Here is a 15,735-nt window from a genome sequence, read left to right as displayed (position 1 = left end):
CGTCCGCACCGAGCCCGGAGCGGAAGCCGGCACGCCGGCCGACACGGAAGGGGCCGGGGGAAGTCCCCCGGCCCCTTCCGTTGTGCCGCGGCCCGCCGCGGGGATCGTCAGCGGTGCGTACGCAGCAGCGTGCGGAAGGTCCTCATCGCCACCGACAGGTTCGCCAGGTCGAAGGCCTCCGACCCCTGGATCTCGTCCAGGGTGGTGCGGGCGCGGGAGACCAGGGCGCCCCTGGCCTCCTCCCACTTCTTGAACCGCTGCTCCGGGGTGGAGGAGCCGTTCCCCACCGAGAGCACGTCCGCCGTCAGCGCGGCGTGCGCGGCGAACAGGTCCTCGCGGATGGAGGCGCGGGCCATCGACTGCCACCGGTCGGCGCGCGGCAGTTCGATGATCCGGTCCAGCAGCTGGGTGATCTGCAGGCGGTCGGCCAGGTCGTAGTAGACCTCGGCCACCGCCAGCGGGTCCTTGCCGCTGCGGCCCGCGACGTCCACGATGTCCAGCGCCGGGAAGGCGGAGGAGAACCCGGCCACCTTGGTGGCCAGTTCCTCCGGGACGCCCGCGCCGGTCAGTTCGTCGTGGATCGACTGGTACCACTCCAGGTCCGCGCCGCGCAGCAGCTTGGGCAGCTCGGCCCAGACCCGGGTGACCCCGTCATGGAAGAACTCGATGGTCTCGGCCATCCGCAGCGGCTGCGGCCGGTTGTTGAGCAGCCAGCGCGAGGCCCGCTCCACCAGCCGCCGCGAGTGGAGCCGGACGCGGGTCTGGACATCGGCCGGCACGACGTTGTCAAGCGCCTCGACGTCGTCCCAGATCCGGCTCAGCCCGAAGATCGCGCGGGCCGCGGTGTGCGCCCGGACGATCTCCTCGGCGGTGGCGCCGGTCTCCTCCTTGAAGCGGTGGAGGAAGGTGCTGCCGCCGGTGTTGACGGTGTCGTTGACCAGCACCGTCGTGATGATCTCGCGGCGCAGCGCGTGACCGTCGATCTGCGAGGAGAAGCGCTCGCCGAGCGCCTTCGGGAAGTACGCGTCCAGCAGCCGCCTCAGGTACGGGTCGTCCGGCAGGCCGGTGGCGAGCAGCTCCTCCGCGGCGGTGATCTTGGTATAGGCCAGCAGGACGGCCAGCTCCGGATGTGTGAGCCCCTGGCCCGCGGCCAGCCGCTCGCGGATCTGCCGGTCGGCGGGCAGGAACTCCAGCGCCCGGTCGAGCTTGCCGTCGCGCACCAGCCGGCGGATGAAGCGCTGGTGAGCGTGGAGCAGGCTGGCGGACTGGGCCATGCTGTTGGCCAGCGCCACGTTCTGCGCGTAGTTGTTGCGCAGCACCAGGGAGCCGACCTCGTCGGTCATCTCGGCCAGCAGGGTGTTGCGCTGCTTGACCGTCATGTCGCCCTCGGCGACGACCGCGTTGAGCAGGATCTTGATGTTGACCTCGTGGTCGGAGGCGTCCACACCGGCGCTGTTGTCGATGGCGTCGGTGTTGATCCGGCCCCCGGCCAGGGCGAACTCGATGCGGCCGAGCTGGGTCAGGCCCAGGTTGCCGCCCTCGCCGATGACCTTGGCGCGCACCTCGGCGCCGTCCACGCGGATGGCGTCGTTGGCCTTGTCACCGACGTCCAGGTGCGTCTCGGTGGACGACTTGACGTAGGTGCCGATGCCGCCGTTCCACAGCAGGTCCACCGGGGCCTTGAGGATCGCCTTCATCAGGTCGGCCGGGGTCATCTTCGCCGCCGGCTGCTCGATGCCGAGCGCCTTGCGGATCTGCGGGGTGAGCGTGATCGCCTTCGCGCTGCGCGGGAAGATCCCGCCGCCGGCCGAGATCAGCTTGGCCTCGTAGTCCGCCCACGAGGACCGCGGCAGCTCGAACATCCGGCGCCGCTCGGCGAAGGAGGTCTCCGCGTCCGGCGTGGGGTCGATGAAGATGTGCCGGTGGTCGAAGGCGGCGACCAGCCGGATGTGCTCGCTGAGCACCATGCCGTTGCCGAAGACGTCGCCGGACATGTCACCGACGCCGACGACGGTGAAGTCCTCGTTCTGGGTGTCGTGGCCCATCTCGCGGAAGTGCCGTTCGACGGACTCCCACGCGCCGCGGGCGGTGATGCCCATCTTCTTGTGGTCGTAGCCGACCGAGCCGCCGGAGGCGAAGGCGTCGCCCAGCCAGAAGCCGTAGGAGTTCGCGACCTCGTTGGCGATGTCGGAGAACGACGCCGTGCCCTTGTCGGCCGCGACCACCAGGTAGGTGTCGTCGCCGTCGTGGCGCACCACGTCGGCCGGCGGCACGACCTGGCCGCCCACCAGGTTGTCGGTGATGTCCAGGAGCCCGGAGATGAAGGTCTTGTACGAGGCGATGCCCTCGGCCAGCCACGCGTCGCGGTCGGCCGCCGGATCGGGCAGCCGCTTGCCGACGAAGCCGCCCTTGGCGCCGACCGGCACGATGACGGTGTTCTTCACCATCTGCGCCTTGACCAGGCCCAGCACCTCGGTACGGAAGTCCTCGCGCCGGTCGGACCAGCGCAGGCCGCCGCGGGCGACCTTGCCGAAGCGCAGGTGCACGCCCTCCACGCGCGGGGAGTACACCCAGATCTCGTACTCCGGGCGCGGCGCGGGCAGGTCCGGGATCGCCTGCGGGTCGAACTTCATCGACAGGTAGGCGTGCGGCTTGCCGCCCCCGGCGCGCTGGAAGTAGTTGGTGCGCAGCGTCGCCTTGATCAGGGTGAGGAAGGAACGCAGGATGCGGTCCTCGTCCAGGCTCGCGACCTGGTCCAGAGCGGCGTCCACCTCCTCCAGCAGGGCGTCGGTCAGCTCGCTGCCGGCCCGCTGGTGGTCCGGGGAGAGCCGCGCCTGGAAGAGGTTGACCAGCAGCCGGGTGGTGTGGACGTTGTTGCGGAGGGTGTCCTCCATGTAGTCCTGCGAGAAGGCCGTGCCGGCCTGCCGCAGGTACTTGGCGTAGGCGCGCAGCACCATCGCCTGGCGCCAGGTCAGACCGGCGCTCAGCACCAGCGAGTTGAAGCCGTCGCTCTCGGCCTGACCCGTCCAGGTCGCGGTGAAGGCGTCCTGGAAGCGCTCGCGGGCGTCGTCCCCGAGATCGCCGAGCGAGGGGTCGATCCGCAGCCCGAAGTCGTAGATCCAGGCGCGGCCCGCGCCCTCCTCGCCGGCCTGCGACGAAGGGGAGGTGCGGCGCAGCTCGTAGGGGCGCTCGTCGGTGACCTCGACGCCCAGGCGCTGCAGCGCCGGCAGCACAGCGGACAGCGAGACCGGCGCACCGGTGCGGTAGATCTTGAAGCGGCGCTCGCCGGGGGCCGCACCGACCGGCTCGTACAGGCTGAGGCAGAAGTCCTCGCCGTTGAGCCGCTCCAGGTGCTGCAGGTCGGCGACGGCGGCGCGCGGGGTGAAGTCGGCGCGGTAGCCGTCGGGGAAGGCGTGCGCGTAGCGGCGGTTCATCTCGGCGGCGCGCTCCTCGCCGCACTCGGCGTTCAGCGCCTCGGCGAAACCGTCGGCCCAGGAGCGCACGGCCTCGGTCAGCCGGCCCTCGATCCGCTCGACGTCGCCGTCGCTCAGCTGCGGCAGCCGTGTGCCGGGGGCGACCCGGACCACGAAGTGCAGCCGGGAGAGCACCGACTCGGTGCTCCAGGCGGTGAAGTCGACCGTGACGCCGTTGAGCTCCTCCTTGAGGATGTCCGTCAGCCGCAGCCGGACCGCCGTGGTGAAGCGGTCGCGGGGCATGTAGACCAGCGCGGACAGGTAGCGCCCGTACTCGTCCTGCCGCAGGAACAGCCGCAGCCTGCGGCGCTCCTGCAGGTACAGCACGCTGGTGACGGTCTCCCGCAGCTCGTCCGGCGACGTCTGGAACAGCTCGTCGCGCGGGTACGTCTCCAGGATCTGCAGCAGGTCGCGGCCGTCGTGGCTGTCCGGCGAGACGCCGGCGCCCTCCAGCACCTCGGCGACCTTGCGGCGGATGACCGGGACCCGGCGCACCGACTCGGTGTACGCGGCCGAGGAGAACAGGCCGAGGAAGCGGCGCTCGCCGATGACGTTGCCGTCGGCGTCGAACTTCTTCACCCCGATGTAGTCCAGGTACGACGGCCGGTGCACGGTGGCCCGGCTGTTCGCCTTGGTGATGATCAGCAGCCGCTGCTCGCGGGCCTTCTTTCGGGCGTCGACGGGCAGCCGGTTGAACGACGGCGACACCGGGTGGGCGCTGTGGCGGCCCTCGGCGTCGTGGTGGTGCGGGTCGGAGCGCAGGATGCCGAGCCCGGTGCCGGGCACCGCGGTGAGCACGTCCTCCTGGCCCTCGGGGGTGTTCTCCGTGGTGAGCGCGTACTCCCGGTAGCCGATGAAGGTGAAGTGGTCGTCGGACAGCCAGCGCAGCAGCTCCCAGGCCTCGCCGACCTCCTGCTCGGGCAGCGACGGCGGGGCCGCGGCCAGCTCGTCGGCGATGCGCAGCGCGCCGTCGCGCATCTTCTGCCAGTCCTCGACGGCCTCACGGACGTCGGACAGCACACGGCGCAGGTCGGCGCCGATCTGCTTGAGGTCCTCGCGGTCGGTCTCACGGTCGATCTCGACGTGGATCCAGGACTCGGTCAGCACGTCGTGCGGCAACTCGGCGCCGTCACCGGGGACGGCCTCCAGCACCTCCAGCAGGTTGCCGGTCAGGTCGCGGCGCACCAGCATCTGCGGGTGGACGACCACGTGGATCGCGCGGTCCTGCCGGGACAGCTCATTGGTGACGGAATCGACGAGGAAGGGCATGTCGTCGGTGACCACCTCGACGACCGTGTGGCTGCACGTCCACCCGTTCTCCTCGACCGAGGGCGTGTGCACGCGGACGTTCGCGGTGCCCTGCGGGCGGACCTCGGCGAGGCGGTAGTGGGACAGGGCGGCGCCGTAGACGTCCACCGGGTCGCGGTGGACCAGGTCCTCGGGGGCGCTGTGCAGGTAGTAGTGCTGGAGGAAGGAGTCCAGCACCTCCTTCACCGGGCCCTGACTGTCCTTCGTCCCTGCTTGGCCGGGAGCCGGCGTTCCCCCCGCCGAAGGTCCGGGGCCCACGCGGGCCGCCCGTTCCAGCAGCTCGGCCTTGGCTTCGTCCAGCTTGGTCTGCATGTCCTCATGCTCCCTGTCGCGCGCCGTTGCGTGACGTAGGTCGTGGTGATCGATGGATCAGCGCTGATCACGCTGTAAGGCTATCGCTACGGCCGGGGGGGCTGTCAGGGGCTCTTTGTGTACAAAACCACGAACCAATCTTTGACGAACTGGACAGTCCGGCCGCGTGGGTGCAGGTTGAGGAGGTGACCGTACGGAGGTCGTAGCGAGACGTTCACTCACGCCACGGGAAGGGACGGGAAACCCGGTCATGGCCACCAAGATCCTGATCGTCACCGGCGACGCCGCCGAGTCGCTCGAAGTCATGTACCCGTACCAGCGGCTCCTCGAAGAGGGCTACGAAGTGCACATCGCGGCACCCAGCCGCAAGAAGCTCCGGTTCGTCGTGCACGACTTCGAGGAGGGCTTCGACACCTACACCGAGAAGCCGGGCTACACCTGGCAGGCGGACCTGTCCTTCGCGGACGTCGACCCCGGCGCGTACGCGGCCGTCGTCATCCCCGGCGGGCGCGCCCCGGAGTACCTGCGCAACGACCCCGAGCTGCGCAAGGTGCTCAAGGCCTTCTTCGACGCCGACAAGCCCGTCGCCCAGATCTGCCACGGGCCGCTGCTCACGGCCGCCGTGGGCGCCCTCAGCGGGCGCCGTGTCACCGCCTACCCGGCGCTGGAGATGGACATGGAGGCGGCGGGCGCCGGCTTCCAGGACACCGCCGTCGTCGTGGACGGCATGGTGGTCTCCTCGCGCGCCTGGCCGGACCACCCCTCGTGGATGCGGGAGTTCCTGACCGTGCTGCGGGCCAAGGCGCCGGTGACCTGAGGCGGGCGCCGGACCGGGGGCCGCCCTGGTGCGGCCCGGACGGCCGGGCCCTCAGGCGACCAGGGCCTCGGCCGTCTCCACGGCCTCGAGCAGGGTGTCCACCACCGGGACGCCGGCCTTCTCCAGGCTGGCCCGGCTGTGCGAGCCGCCCGTGTACAGCACCGCCAGGGCGCCCACGTGCCGGGCCGCCACCGCGTCGTCGACCGCGTCGCCGATGACCACGACCCGACCCGCCGCTATGCCGTCCATCGCCGCCAGGTGCCGGGCCATCTGCTCTGACTTGCCGGTGTGGCTGCCCTCGGTGCGGCCGTCCACGCGCACGAAGTGGTTCTCGATGCCGTGCGTGCGCAGGATCGGTATCAGCTGCTCGTGCGGGGCCAGCGAGCACAGCGACTGGGTGAGCCCCTCGTACCGCCGCCGGGCCAGGATCTCCGCGGCGCCCTCCGCGAGGCAGCAGGTGCCGGCCAGGGCCCAGTAGTGGCGATGGAAGATCTCGTCCATCACCTCCCACTCGCCCTCGGTGGGCAGGCGCCCCATCAGCCGCTCGTAGAACCTCGGCACGGGGACGCAGTACATCTCGCGGTAGCGCTCCAGCGTGATCCGCGGAATACCGATCTCGGCGAAGGAGGCGTTGGTCGCCTCGATCACCGCGTCGATGTCGTGGAGCAGCGTGCCGTTCCAGTCCCACACCAGATGAGCGTTCACATGCGAAACCGTACCCAGACCCTCCCGGCCCAAGGCAAGTGCCGCGGTCACATACGAAGCCGCATCGTAGACATCGGTGCCCATGGGGAACGCCTCCAGACGGTTCGCGGCCAGGGTCACGCGATCAGCGTGGGGATCTCCTGGGTGGCGTACCAGAGCAGTTCGTGGTCCTCGGCGCCGTCGACCGTGAAGCGCGCGTCGTCGTCCCCGGCATCGGCCGCGCCCAAGGCGTCGGCGGCCGCGGAGATGTCCGCCTCGGCCTCGTCGGCGTCCGCGTGCACGGCCGCGGCCCGCGCCATCGGCACGGGCGCGGACAGCCGGACCGCGCCGAGGGCGGAGGGGTCCAGGGCGCGGTCGGGGTCGAAGGAGACGGCCGCGTCGGCGACGTCCACCACGAGCACCACACGGCGGCGCGGCGCGTCCGGGGCGAGCGCCAGCTGCCGCAGCGAGCTCTGGGCGGCCCGGGTCAGGGCGGCGTACTCCAGTTCCTCGATGTCGTCGGAGACGTACCACTCGCGCAGGCTCGGGGTGACCGCGAAGGCGTCCAGCGGGGCGGGGCCCAGTTCGCCGGCCTTGTGCGCTCCGGCCAGGCCGGGAAGGGTCGTGGGGATATAGACGCGCATGGCGTCAGCATACGTGCGCCGCACCCCGGATAGGTGAATCCCGGCCCGCCTCCCGCGCCGCCCCCGCCCGGCTTCCCCACCTGGCGGCGGCTCCCGTACAACCCGGTTACCAATCGGTAGACCACGGGGGTCCCCATGCCTGTCAACTCACCGTCACCCACCGCGACCGGTCGCGCACAGAACGTCACCGTCAGCGCACTGCCGCCCCACGTCTGGTTCGCCGGGCGGCTGCTGGACGTCCTCACCGGACGGCGGCCGGTCGCCAGCCTCGCGGGACGCGTGCGCCCGGAAGCGTACGACCGCCTGTGGGACCTGGTGAACGCCCGCGCCGACTGGGGCTACGTCGCCCGCGGGCACGCGCCCCGGCTGCTCGGGAGGCCGCGGGTGTCACCCTCCCCGGACGGCACGGCCATCGAGGTCGCCGCTACCGTCGCCCTCGCCCCGGACATCGTGCGGGCCCTCGCCTTCCGCCTGGAGCGCGACGGCACCCGGCCGGGCGGCGGCATCGGCTGCTGGCGCTGCACCGCCGTGGAGGCACGCTGAACGCCGCCGGGGCCGGACTCCCGCAGGAGTCCGGCCCCGGCCGCCCGCGTCGCCGCGGAGATGCCTCTACAGCTGCCGCTACTTCTTGCGGCGCCGGCCGCCCTTGGCCGCGCGGCGGCGCTCCGCCCGGGTCAGGCCGTCCGACTCGGGGATGTCGCTGTCGCCGTCGCCGTTGTCGAACTCGCCCTGCACGACGCCGCCCTCGCCGTCCACGGTCGGGGCGGAGAAGTGCAGCCGGTCCGCCCGCTTCGGGGCCTCCAGGCCCTTGGCGCGGATCTCCGGACGGGCGTCCTGCTTGATCAGCGTCGGCACCATGTCCTCGGAACCGGCGTCCACCTGCACCTCCTCGACCTGCTGCTCGACCTGGACCTCCAGGTTGAACAGGTAGCCGACGGACTCCTCCTTGATGCCGTCCATCATGGCCTTGAACATGTCGTAGCCCTCGCGCTGGTACTCCACCAGCGGGTCGCGCTGCGCCATCGCCCGCAGGCCGATGCCCTCCTGCAGGTAGTCCATCTCGTACAGGTGCTCACGCCACTTGCGGTCCAGCACCGACAGCACCACGCGCCGCTCCAGCTCGCGCATGATCTCCTCGCCGAGCTGCTGCTCCCGCCCGTCGTACTGCTCGTGGATGTCGTCCTTGACCATCTCGCCGATGAACTCGGCGGTGATGCCCGCCCGGTCGCCGGCGGCGTCCTCCAGGTCGTCCACCGTCACCGTGATCGGGTAGAGCTGCTTGAAGGCGCCCCACAGCCGGTCCAGGTCCCAGTCCTCGGCGAAGCCCTCGGAGGTCTCGATCGTGATGTAGTCGTCGATCGTGTCATCCATGAAGTGACGCACCTGCTCCTGCAGGTCCTCGCCCTCCAGAACGCGGCGGCGCTCGCCGTAGATGACCTCGCGCTGCCGGTTGAGCACCTCGTCGTACTTCAGGACGTTCTTGCGGATCTCGAAGTTCTGCTGCTCGACCTGCGACTGGGCGGAGGCGATGGCACGGGTGACCATCTTGTTCTCGATCGGCACGTCGTCGGGCACGTTCGCCATCGCCATGACGCGCTCCACCATCTGCGCCTTGAACAGACGCATCAGGTCGTCACCGAGCGAGAGGTAGAAGCGGGACTCGCCCGGGTCGCCCTGACGGCCGGAGCGGCCGCGCAGCTGGTTGTCGATACGCCGCGACTCGTGGCGCTCGGTGCCCAGCACGTAGAGACCGCCGAGCTCCTTGACCTCCTCGAACTCGGCCTTGACCGCCGCCTCGGCGCGCTCCAGCGCCTCCGGCAGGGCGTGCGCCCACTCCTCGACGTGCTCCACCGGGTCCAGGCCGCGCTGGCGCAGCTCCGCCTCGGCGAGGTCGTCCGGGTTGCCGCCGAGCTTGATGTCCGTACCGCGGCCGGCCATGTTGGTGGCGACCGTGACGGCGCCCTTGCGGCCCGCCTGCGCGACGATCGACGCCTCACGCTCGTGCTGCTTGGCGTTGAGCACCTCGTGCGGCACGCCGCGCTTGTTCAGCTGCCGCGAGAGGTACTCGGACTTCTCCACCGAGGTCGTGCCGACCAGGACCGGCTGGCCCTTCTCGTGCTTCTCGACGATGTCCTCGACGACCGCCGCGAACTTCGCCTCCTCGGTGCGGTAGATCAGGTCCGCGCGGTCCTGCCGGCTCACGGGGCGGTTCGTCGGGATCGGGACCACGCCGAGCTTGTAGATCTGGTGGAACTCGGCGGCCTCGGTCATCGCCGTACCGGTCATGCCGGAGAGCTTCTCGTAGAGGCGGAAGAAGTTCTGGAGGGTGATCGTGGCGAGCGTCTGGTTCTCGTCCTTGATCTCCACCCCCTCCTTCGCCTCGATCGCCTGGTGCATGCCCTCGTTGTAGCGGCGGCCCGCGAGGATACGGCCGGTGTGCTCGTCGACGATCATGACTTCGCCGTCCATGACGACGTAGTCCTTGTCCTTCTTGTAGAGCTCCTTGGCCTTGATGGCGTTGTTCAGGTAGCCCACCAGCGGAGTGTTCACCGACTCGTAGAGGTTGTCGATGCCCAGCCAGTCCTCGACCTTCGAGACGCCGGTCTCGTGGATGGCGACGGTGCGCTTCTTCTCGTCGAAGTCGTAGTCGCCGGTCTCCGGCTTGCCCATGCTGCCGGCCTCGCCCGGCTTCAGCCGGGTCACCAGACGCGCGAAGTCCGAGTACCACTTGGTGGCCTGGTCCGCCGGGCCCGAGATGATCAGCGGGGTGCGGGCCTCGTCGATGAGGATCGAGTCCACTTCGTCCACCACTGCGAAGAAGTGACCACGCTGCACCAGTTCTTCCTTCGACCACGCCATGTTGTCGCGCAGGTAGTCGAAGCCGAACTCGTTGTTGGTGCCGTACGTGATGTCGCAGGCGTACTGCTCCCGGCGCTGCCCCGGATTCATGTTCGCCAGGATGCAGCCGACCTCCAGGCCCAGGAAGCGGTGCACCCGGCCCATCCACTCCGAGTCTCGCTCGGCGAGGTAGTCGTTGGTGGTGATCAGGTGCACGCCCTTGCCGGACAGCGCGTTCAGATACGTCGGCAGCGTGCCGACCAGGGTCTTTCCTTCGCCGGTGCGCATCTCGGCGACATAACCGAGGTGCAGGGCGGCGCCGCCCATGAGCTGGACGTCGTAGTGGCGCTGCCCCAGGACGCGCTTGGCGGCCTCGCGGACGGTGGCGAACGCCTCGGGGAGCAGGTCGTCCAGGCTCTCGCCATCGGCGAAACGCTGCTTGTACTCGTCCGTGAGGGCCCTGAGCTCGGCGTCCGTCAGATTGACGAAGTCCTCTTCAATGGAATTGACCTGGTCCGCGATGCGGTGCAGCTTGCGCAGGATCTTGCCTTCGCCTGCACGCAGGATCTTGTTGAGGACGGACACGTAGGCTGGCTCCTTGCCGGTCGGGCCTGGCACGGGTTCTCGCGCTGGGCACAGCAGGTCACACCCCGCTGCAACGGCCATCGTAAGCGAGGACCCCAGCAGGCCGGGAGGTCCGTCAGCAAGCCGGGCGGTTCTCACCCGCGAACCGCCACCCCCAGCGGCGATATCGGGTCGTGGCCGGCGCCCGTTCCCGGATACTCCCGCACATGGAGGCCGCATGGAACCGATCACCCTCACCACCGCGCACCTGCTGCTCCGTCCCTTCGAGCCGGCCGACGCGGAGGCCGTCCTCACCGCCTGCCAGGACCCCGAGATCCCGCGCTGGACCTCGGTACCGTCCCCGTACACCCGTGAGCACGCCGAGGACTTCGTCGGCCGCATCTGCCCCGAGGGCTGGCGCGACGACCTCGTCTACAACTTCGCGGTGGTCAACCGGGACGGGGGACGCCTCGTGGGAGCCATGGGACTGGTGCGACTGGAGCACCTGCATTCCGCGCAGCGCCAGGCCGAACTCGGCTACTGGACCGTGAAGGAGCACCGCGGCCGCGGCCTGACCGCCGAGGCCGCCGAGGCCGTCGTCCGCTGGGCACTCGGCGATCTCGGCGTCGAGCGGCTGGAATGGCACGCCGAGGCCGGCAACCACGGCTCCCGCGCGGTCGCCCTCAAGGTGGGTTTCCGGATGGAGGGCACCCTGCGCGCCCGGATCGCCCACCGGGGGACCCGGCGCGACGCCTGGACCGGCTCGCTGCTGCCCTCCGACATCGGAATGGGCGGCGGAGCGGCATACCTGCCGTACCCGGGCGAGTGACCCAGGGCCGAGCCGAACGGGGCCGGGGCGCTTCGGGCCGAGCCGAACGGGGCCGGGGCGCTTCGGGCCGAGCCGAACAGGGCCGGGGCGAGCCCGTCAGGAAGGACTGTCGGACCCTGCTTCTACGCTGGGGCGCATGAACAAGCCCGCGTCCCTCTCCGCCGACGAAGCCCGCCGCATGGCACTGCGCGCCCAGGGGTTCCTCGGCGCCCCGGACCGCCGCGGTGGCGTACGCGGGATACTGCGGCGGCTCGGGGCGGTGCAGCTCGACACGATCTCCGTCCTCGCGCGCTCGCACGAACTCATCCCGTACGCACGGCTGGGCGCTGTCGGCAGGACCGCGGTCGAAACGGCGTACTGGACCGAGGACCACGCCTTCGAGTACTGGTCGCACGCCGCGTGCATCCTGCCTGTCGAGGAGTGGCCGCACTTCGCCTTCCGCCGCAGGGCACGCCGCGCTCGCGGCCACCGCTGGCACGTGCTCCAGGACGCCGAGCGCTCCGTCGCCGCGGTGCTGGACCGGCTCAAGACCGACGGGCCGCTCACCTCGACCGAACTCGGCGGCGCCAAGAACGGCGGCCCCTGGTGGGACTGGTCCGAGACGAAGATCGCGGTGGAGTGGCTGCTCGACACCGGTGACGTGGTGTGCACCCGGCGCCGCGGCTGGAAGCGGGTCTACGACCTGGCCGAACGCGCCGTCCCCGACGCCCTGTTCCACGACGACATCGACGACGCCGAGTGCCTGCGCCGCCTGGTCGCCCAGGCCGGCGCGGCCATGGGCGTCGCCACCCGCGCCGATCTCGCCGACTACCACCGCGTCAAGGGCGAGCAGGTGGATGCCGTCATCGCCGGCACCGGCCTGCTCCCGGTCGAGGTCGAGGGCTGGGGCAAGCCCGCCTGGGCCGACCCCGCCGCCCTGGCGGAGCTCTCACGCGGCGGGCGCCACCGGACGACCCTGCTGTCGCCCTTCGACTCCCTGATCTGGGACCGGCCGCGGACCGAGCGCGTCTTCGGCTTCACGCACCGCCTGGAGGCGTACGTCCCCAAACCCCAGCGCGTCCACGGCTACTTCACGATGCCGCTGCTGGCCGGCGGCCGGCTCGTCGGACGCGCCGACCCGGCCCGCGAGGGCAGCACCCTGATCGCCCGTCAGGTCGCCCTCGACTCCGCGCGCGCCGTGGAGCCCATGGCCCAGGCCCTGCGCGAAGCGGCGGAATGGGTCGGCTGCGACAGCGTCCGCGTCGAGCGGCTGGACGACCCCGCGCTGGCGGCAGCGCTCCGGGCCGCCGTGGCGTGACCCCACGGGGCGGCCCGTCCCGTCGGCCCGCCCCTAGCGGATCTCCAGGATCTTCTCGCGCATCGCGTACACCACGGCCTCCATGCGCGAGTGCAGTTGGAGCTTCTCCAGGATGTTGCGCACATGGTTCTTGACCGTGTTCTCGCTGATGAAGAGCTCCTTCGCGATGTCCCGGTTGTTCATCCCGGTCGCGACGAGCTTCAGCACCTCCAGCTCACGGTCGGTCAGCCGGGGGGCCGGGACGAGCCGGCGCTCGTCGGTGCGCTGGATCATCGACTTGAACTCGGTGAGCAGCTTGGATGCCATCGACGGGCTGATCTGCGACTGCCCGTCGGCAACCGCGCGGATCGCGGTGGCGACCTCGTCCGTGGAGATCTCCTTGAGGAGATAGCCGGTGGCGCCGGCCTTGATCGCCTCGTAGAGGTCCGCCTCCTCGTCGCTCATCGTCAGCATGATGATCTTCGCGCTCGGCGCCACCTCCTTGATGGAGGTGCAGGCCTCGATCCCGCCCCGCTTCGGCATCCGCACATCCATCAGCACGATGTCCGGGAGCAGGTCGGCGGCCTTCTCCGTCGCCTCCGCGCCGTCCCCGGCCTCACCGATGACCTGGATGTCCTCCTCCTGCGCGAGCACGATCTCCAGCCCCCGCCGGAAGAGCGCGTGATCGTCCACCACGAGGACCCTGATGGGCTCCTTGCGCGGCGCACCGGCCGCGCCGTGCGCGCCGTTCGTGCCCGCGTCCCGCACGGCCCCGCCACCGGGTTCCGTCGCGCCGGACGTCGTGGGCTCGAAGCTGTCGGCCATGGGTTCCTCCCCCTCGGGCCGGCCGCCCGTGGTCGTTGCACGCTTTTGTGCACGTTCGTGCCAGGCCAATCGGGCGATGCGGCCCGAAAGTCGGCTGCCCGGCCATGATTCCATGCCGCGGCACGGCAACGCCCCCAGGCGGAGGTCCTTTCCCACCCAGGGGCGCCACCCGAGACCGTCACATCACCGGCGCAGCGCTCCTCCCGCACCGGACGGCGCCACCATGACGGAAGGGTCCGCCTTGAGGTGGATGACGCCGTAGTCGTAGCCGTGCCGCCGGTAGACGACACTCGGTTGTTCCGTGTCGGAGTCGATGAACAGATAGAAGTCGTGCCCGATCAGTTCCATCTCGTAGAGCGCCTGATCGAGCGTCATAGGTGCTGCCGCATGCGTCTTCTCGCGTACCACCAGCGGGCCTTCGCCCTGGACCTCCAGGGAACCCATCTTGGTGGTGGGCACGCCGGCGGCGGACTCCTCCACGGGCCGGGTGCCGTTGAACTCCTCGGCGGCCAGGACGGCCGTCGCCTCCGCCACGCTGAGGGACGCGCGGCTCCCGCCGCGGTGGTGCACCCTGCGCTTGTCGGCGGCTTTGCGCAGTCGCGCCTCGAGCTTGCTCACCGCGAGGTCGAGCGCCGCATACGGATCCGTAGCGGCGGCCTCGGCCCGGATCACCGGTCCACGCGAGAGCAAAGTGATCTCCACCCGGTCGGAGCGGTCCGCCTGCCGCGGGTTCGGCTCCTTGGACACCTCGACTTCGAGGCTGATCACCTTGCCGTCGAGCTTCTGGATCTTGTCCAGCTTCTCGTTCACGTGCTTCCGGAACCGCTCGGGCACCTCGGTCTTGCGGCCCTTGACGACGATGTCCACGCAGAACTCCGTTCCCGGATCGCCCCGTTCGCACAGGACGGATCCCTTGCGCTGAGGCCGGCGGGTACCAGGTCCCGCCCGGCGTCGACGTTCGTAGCCGCTCCGCGCACCTCCGGACTCCTCCGGGGCGGCGAAGCCGCGACTCTCACCTCCTCCTCCCCCGGGAGAAAGATCAACATCCACTGAACGGTGGGTGAACCACAACCCGCGGTCCGCGGAACGGCGGGCCATCTCAGGCAGCTCCGTCCCTCACAACCGAACATAGACCCGGAGTACCACGGTCGGCACCCCCAGGGGCGCTATACCTCCGTTCGGGTGAAACGGCGGTTGCGCGACCTGCAACATCGCCGGTGCCTGAAGGGTTCCGCTTGCCGGCGCGCGGAGGTGACCACCCGCGCACGAGGGTGCGCGGGCCCGCTCCGGGGCATCGGAGCGCGCGGTCCCCCGCACCCCCGGGCGGTGTGCCGCGGTCTGCGATGCGGCACCCCTCTCCCGCGCGGCCCGCTACTCCGTTCGGCGGCGCAGCGGAGCCGGGCCGCCGATCACCGCGGCGGCAAGGACACGGCCGCCGGCCGCCTCGACGGCCCGGGCCGATGCCACCAACGAGGCGCCCGTGGTCATCAGATCGTCCACCAGGACCGCCGCGGTGCGCCCGAGCAGCCCGGCGGCGCCCGGTGTGGCCTCCAGGGCCCCGGAGAGGTTGGCGAGGCGCTCCGGTGCGGCGAGGCCGGCCTGGTCGGCGACGGCGCGGCGCTGCCGCAGGACCCCGGCGGCCCGCACGGCCAGCCCGTCCCTGCGCAGCTCGGCGGCTGCGGCGCGGGCCATGCGGCGGGTGGCGTCATGGCCGCGGGCGGCGACGGCGCGGCGGGAGGAGGGGACGGGGACGAGCAGGAGCGGCCCGGTCTCGGGGGCCCCTCCCCCACCCCCTCCCCTCACCGACGCGTAGACGGCGCCCGCCAGCGCCGCGCCCAGCGGGCGCGCCAGCCCCAGGGCGCCGCGCTCCTTGTGCGCGAGCAGCACGGCGCGTGGCTGGTCGGCGTAGACGGCCGCCGCCCACACCTCCGGGAGCCCGGCGGGCGGCGGGTCCGGCCACACGCGCCGCGCCCCCGGCTCGTACAGCGTCGCCCCGCACTCCTCGCACAGTCCGGTACGCGGCGCACCGCACCCCGCGCACTCCCCCGGCAGCACCAGACCCGCGATTTCGCGCCACCATCCCCGTAGGCCTCGCATGACTCAACGATGCCGGGTAGGGGCGCCATCCGCCAGGGTCATCCACAGGTCTGTGGATAACTCCTGTG

At 71.0% G+C, this 15,735-nt stretch carries 11 protein-coding genes; 4 read left to right on the top strand and 7 right to left on the bottom strand.

Annotated elements, in window-relative coordinates; translation table 11 throughout:
• Positions 1 to 107: 107 nt before the first annotated feature.
• Positions 108 to 5,093, bottom strand: a complete 4,986-nt coding sequence (locus RV983_RS22535) for an NAD-glutamate dehydrogenase (protein WP_475987551.1) — start codon at positions 5,091 to 5,093, stop codon at positions 108 to 110.
• 250 nt (positions 5,094 to 5,343) lie between these two features.
• On the opposite strand from RV983_RS22535, the gene RV983_RS22530 reads away from it, so the two are divergent.
• On the top strand, positions 5,344 to 5,910 hold the full coding sequence (locus RV983_RS22530; protein WP_475987550.1) for a DJ-1/PfpI family protein: 567 nt from the start codon (positions 5,344 to 5,346) through the stop codon (positions 5,908 to 5,910).
• A gap of 51 nt (positions 5,911 to 5,961) precedes the next feature.
• Here the strand turns inward: RV983_RS22530 and RV983_RS22525 are convergent, their stop codons facing one another.
• The gene (locus tag RV983_RS22525; protein ID WP_475987549.1) at positions 5,962 to 6,615 is read right to left on the bottom strand and encodes an HAD family hydrolase; all 654 of its coding nucleotides are present in this window, start codon (positions 6,613 to 6,615) and stop codon (positions 5,962 to 5,964) included.
• 116 nt (positions 6,616 to 6,731) lie between these two features.
• The gene (locus tag RV983_RS22520) at positions 6,732 to 7,238 is read right to left on the bottom strand and encodes a DUF6912 family protein (RefSeq protein WP_475987548.1); all 507 of its coding nucleotides are present in this window, start codon (positions 7,236 to 7,238) and stop codon (positions 6,732 to 6,734) included.
• A gap of 135 nt (positions 7,239 to 7,373) precedes the next feature.
• Here RV983_RS22520 and RV983_RS22515 point away from each other — a divergent pair, with 135 nt between their 5' ends.
• Positions 7,374 to 7,781, top strand: a complete 408-nt coding sequence (locus RV983_RS22515) for an Rv3235 family protein (RefSeq protein ID WP_475987547.1) — start codon at positions 7,374 to 7,376, stop codon at positions 7,779 to 7,781.
• Positions 7,782 to 7,859: 78 nt separating this feature from the next.
• Here the strand turns inward: RV983_RS22515 and secA are convergent, their stop codons facing one another.
• Positions 7,860 to 10,661 (bottom strand): preprotein translocase subunit SecA, encoded by a 2,802-nt coding sequence (secA, locus tag RV983_RS22510; protein WP_475987546.1) that lies wholly within the window; start codon positions 10,659 to 10,661, stop codon positions 7,860 to 7,862.
• 217 nt (positions 10,662 to 10,878) lie between these two features.
• Here secA and RV983_RS22505 point away from each other — a divergent pair, with 217 nt between their 5' ends.
• Positions 10,879 to 11,469 carry a GNAT family N-acetyltransferase gene (locus RV983_RS22505; protein ID WP_475987545.1) on the top strand — a complete coding sequence of 197 codons (591 nt, stop codon included), beginning with the start codon at positions 10,879 to 10,881 and terminating at the stop codon, positions 11,467 to 11,469.
• A 136-nt stretch (positions 11,470 to 11,605) separates the two neighbouring features.
• Positions 11,606 to 12,766, top strand: a complete 1,161-nt coding sequence (locus RV983_RS22500) for a winged helix-turn-helix domain-containing protein (RefSeq protein WP_475987544.1) — start codon at positions 11,606 to 11,608, stop codon at positions 12,764 to 12,766.
• Between the two features lie 33 nt (positions 12,767 to 12,799).
• Here RV983_RS22500 and RV983_RS22495 read toward each other — a convergent pair whose 3' ends face one another.
• The 3 genes from RV983_RS22495 to RV983_RS22485 all read right to left on the bottom strand — a co-directional run bounded on the left by RV983_RS22495 (position 12,800) and on the right by RV983_RS22485 (position 15,667).
• Positions 12,800 to 13,570 (bottom strand): response regulator, encoded by a 771-nt coding sequence (locus RV983_RS22495; RefSeq protein WP_475987543.1) that lies wholly within the window; start codon positions 13,568 to 13,570, stop codon positions 12,800 to 12,802.
• A 183-nt stretch (positions 13,571 to 13,753) separates the two neighbouring features.
• A complete protein-coding gene (gene hpf / locus RV983_RS22490) occupies positions 13,754 to 14,437 on the bottom strand; it encodes a ribosome hibernation-promoting factor, HPF/YfiA family (protein WP_475987542.1) in 684 nt (227 codons plus the stop codon).
• A 504-nt stretch (positions 14,438 to 14,941) separates the two neighbouring features.
• The gene (locus RV983_RS22485; protein ID WP_475987541.1) at positions 14,942 to 15,667 is read right to left on the bottom strand and encodes a ComF family protein; all 726 of its coding nucleotides are present in this window, start codon (positions 15,665 to 15,667) and stop codon (positions 14,942 to 14,944) included.
• Between the last annotated feature and the right edge of the window lie 68 nt (positions 15,668 to 15,735).

The organism is Streptomyces sp. RLA123 (assembly GCF_056270165.1).
Note: the sequence above shows the minus strand (reverse complement) of the source record. Positions and strands in the feature narration are given on the sequence as shown.

Coding starts and splice junctions, on each gene's coding strand:
- RV983_RS22535 (WP_475987551.1), bottom strand. CDS start 5,093: ATGCAGACCAAGCTGGACGAAGCCAAGGCCGAGCTGCTGGAACGGGCG.
- RV983_RS22530 (WP_475987550.1), top strand. CDS start 5,344: ATGGCCACCAAGATCCTGATCGTCACCGGCGACGCCGCCGAGTCGCTC.
- RV983_RS22520 (WP_475987548.1), bottom strand. CDS start 7,238: ATGCGCGTCTATATCCCCACGACCCTTCCCGGCCTGGCCGGAGCGCAC.
- RV983_RS22515 (WP_475987547.1), top strand. CDS start 7,374: ATGCCTGTCAACTCACCGTCACCCACCGCGACCGGTCGCGCACAGAAC.
- RV983_RS22505 (WP_475987545.1), top strand. CDS start 10,879: ATGGAACCGATCACCCTCACCACCGCGCACCTGCTGCTCCGTCCCTTC.
- RV983_RS22500 (WP_475987544.1), top strand. CDS start 11,606: ATGAACAAGCCCGCGTCCCTCTCCGCCGACGAAGCCCGCCGCATGGCA.
- RV983_RS22495 (WP_475987543.1), bottom strand. CDS start 13,570: ATGGCCGACAGCTTCGAGCCCACGACGTCCGGCGCGACGGAACCCGGT.
- RV983_RS22485 (WP_475987541.1), bottom strand. CDS start 15,667: ATGCGAGGCCTACGGGGATGGTGGCGCGAAATCGCGGGTCTGGTGCTG.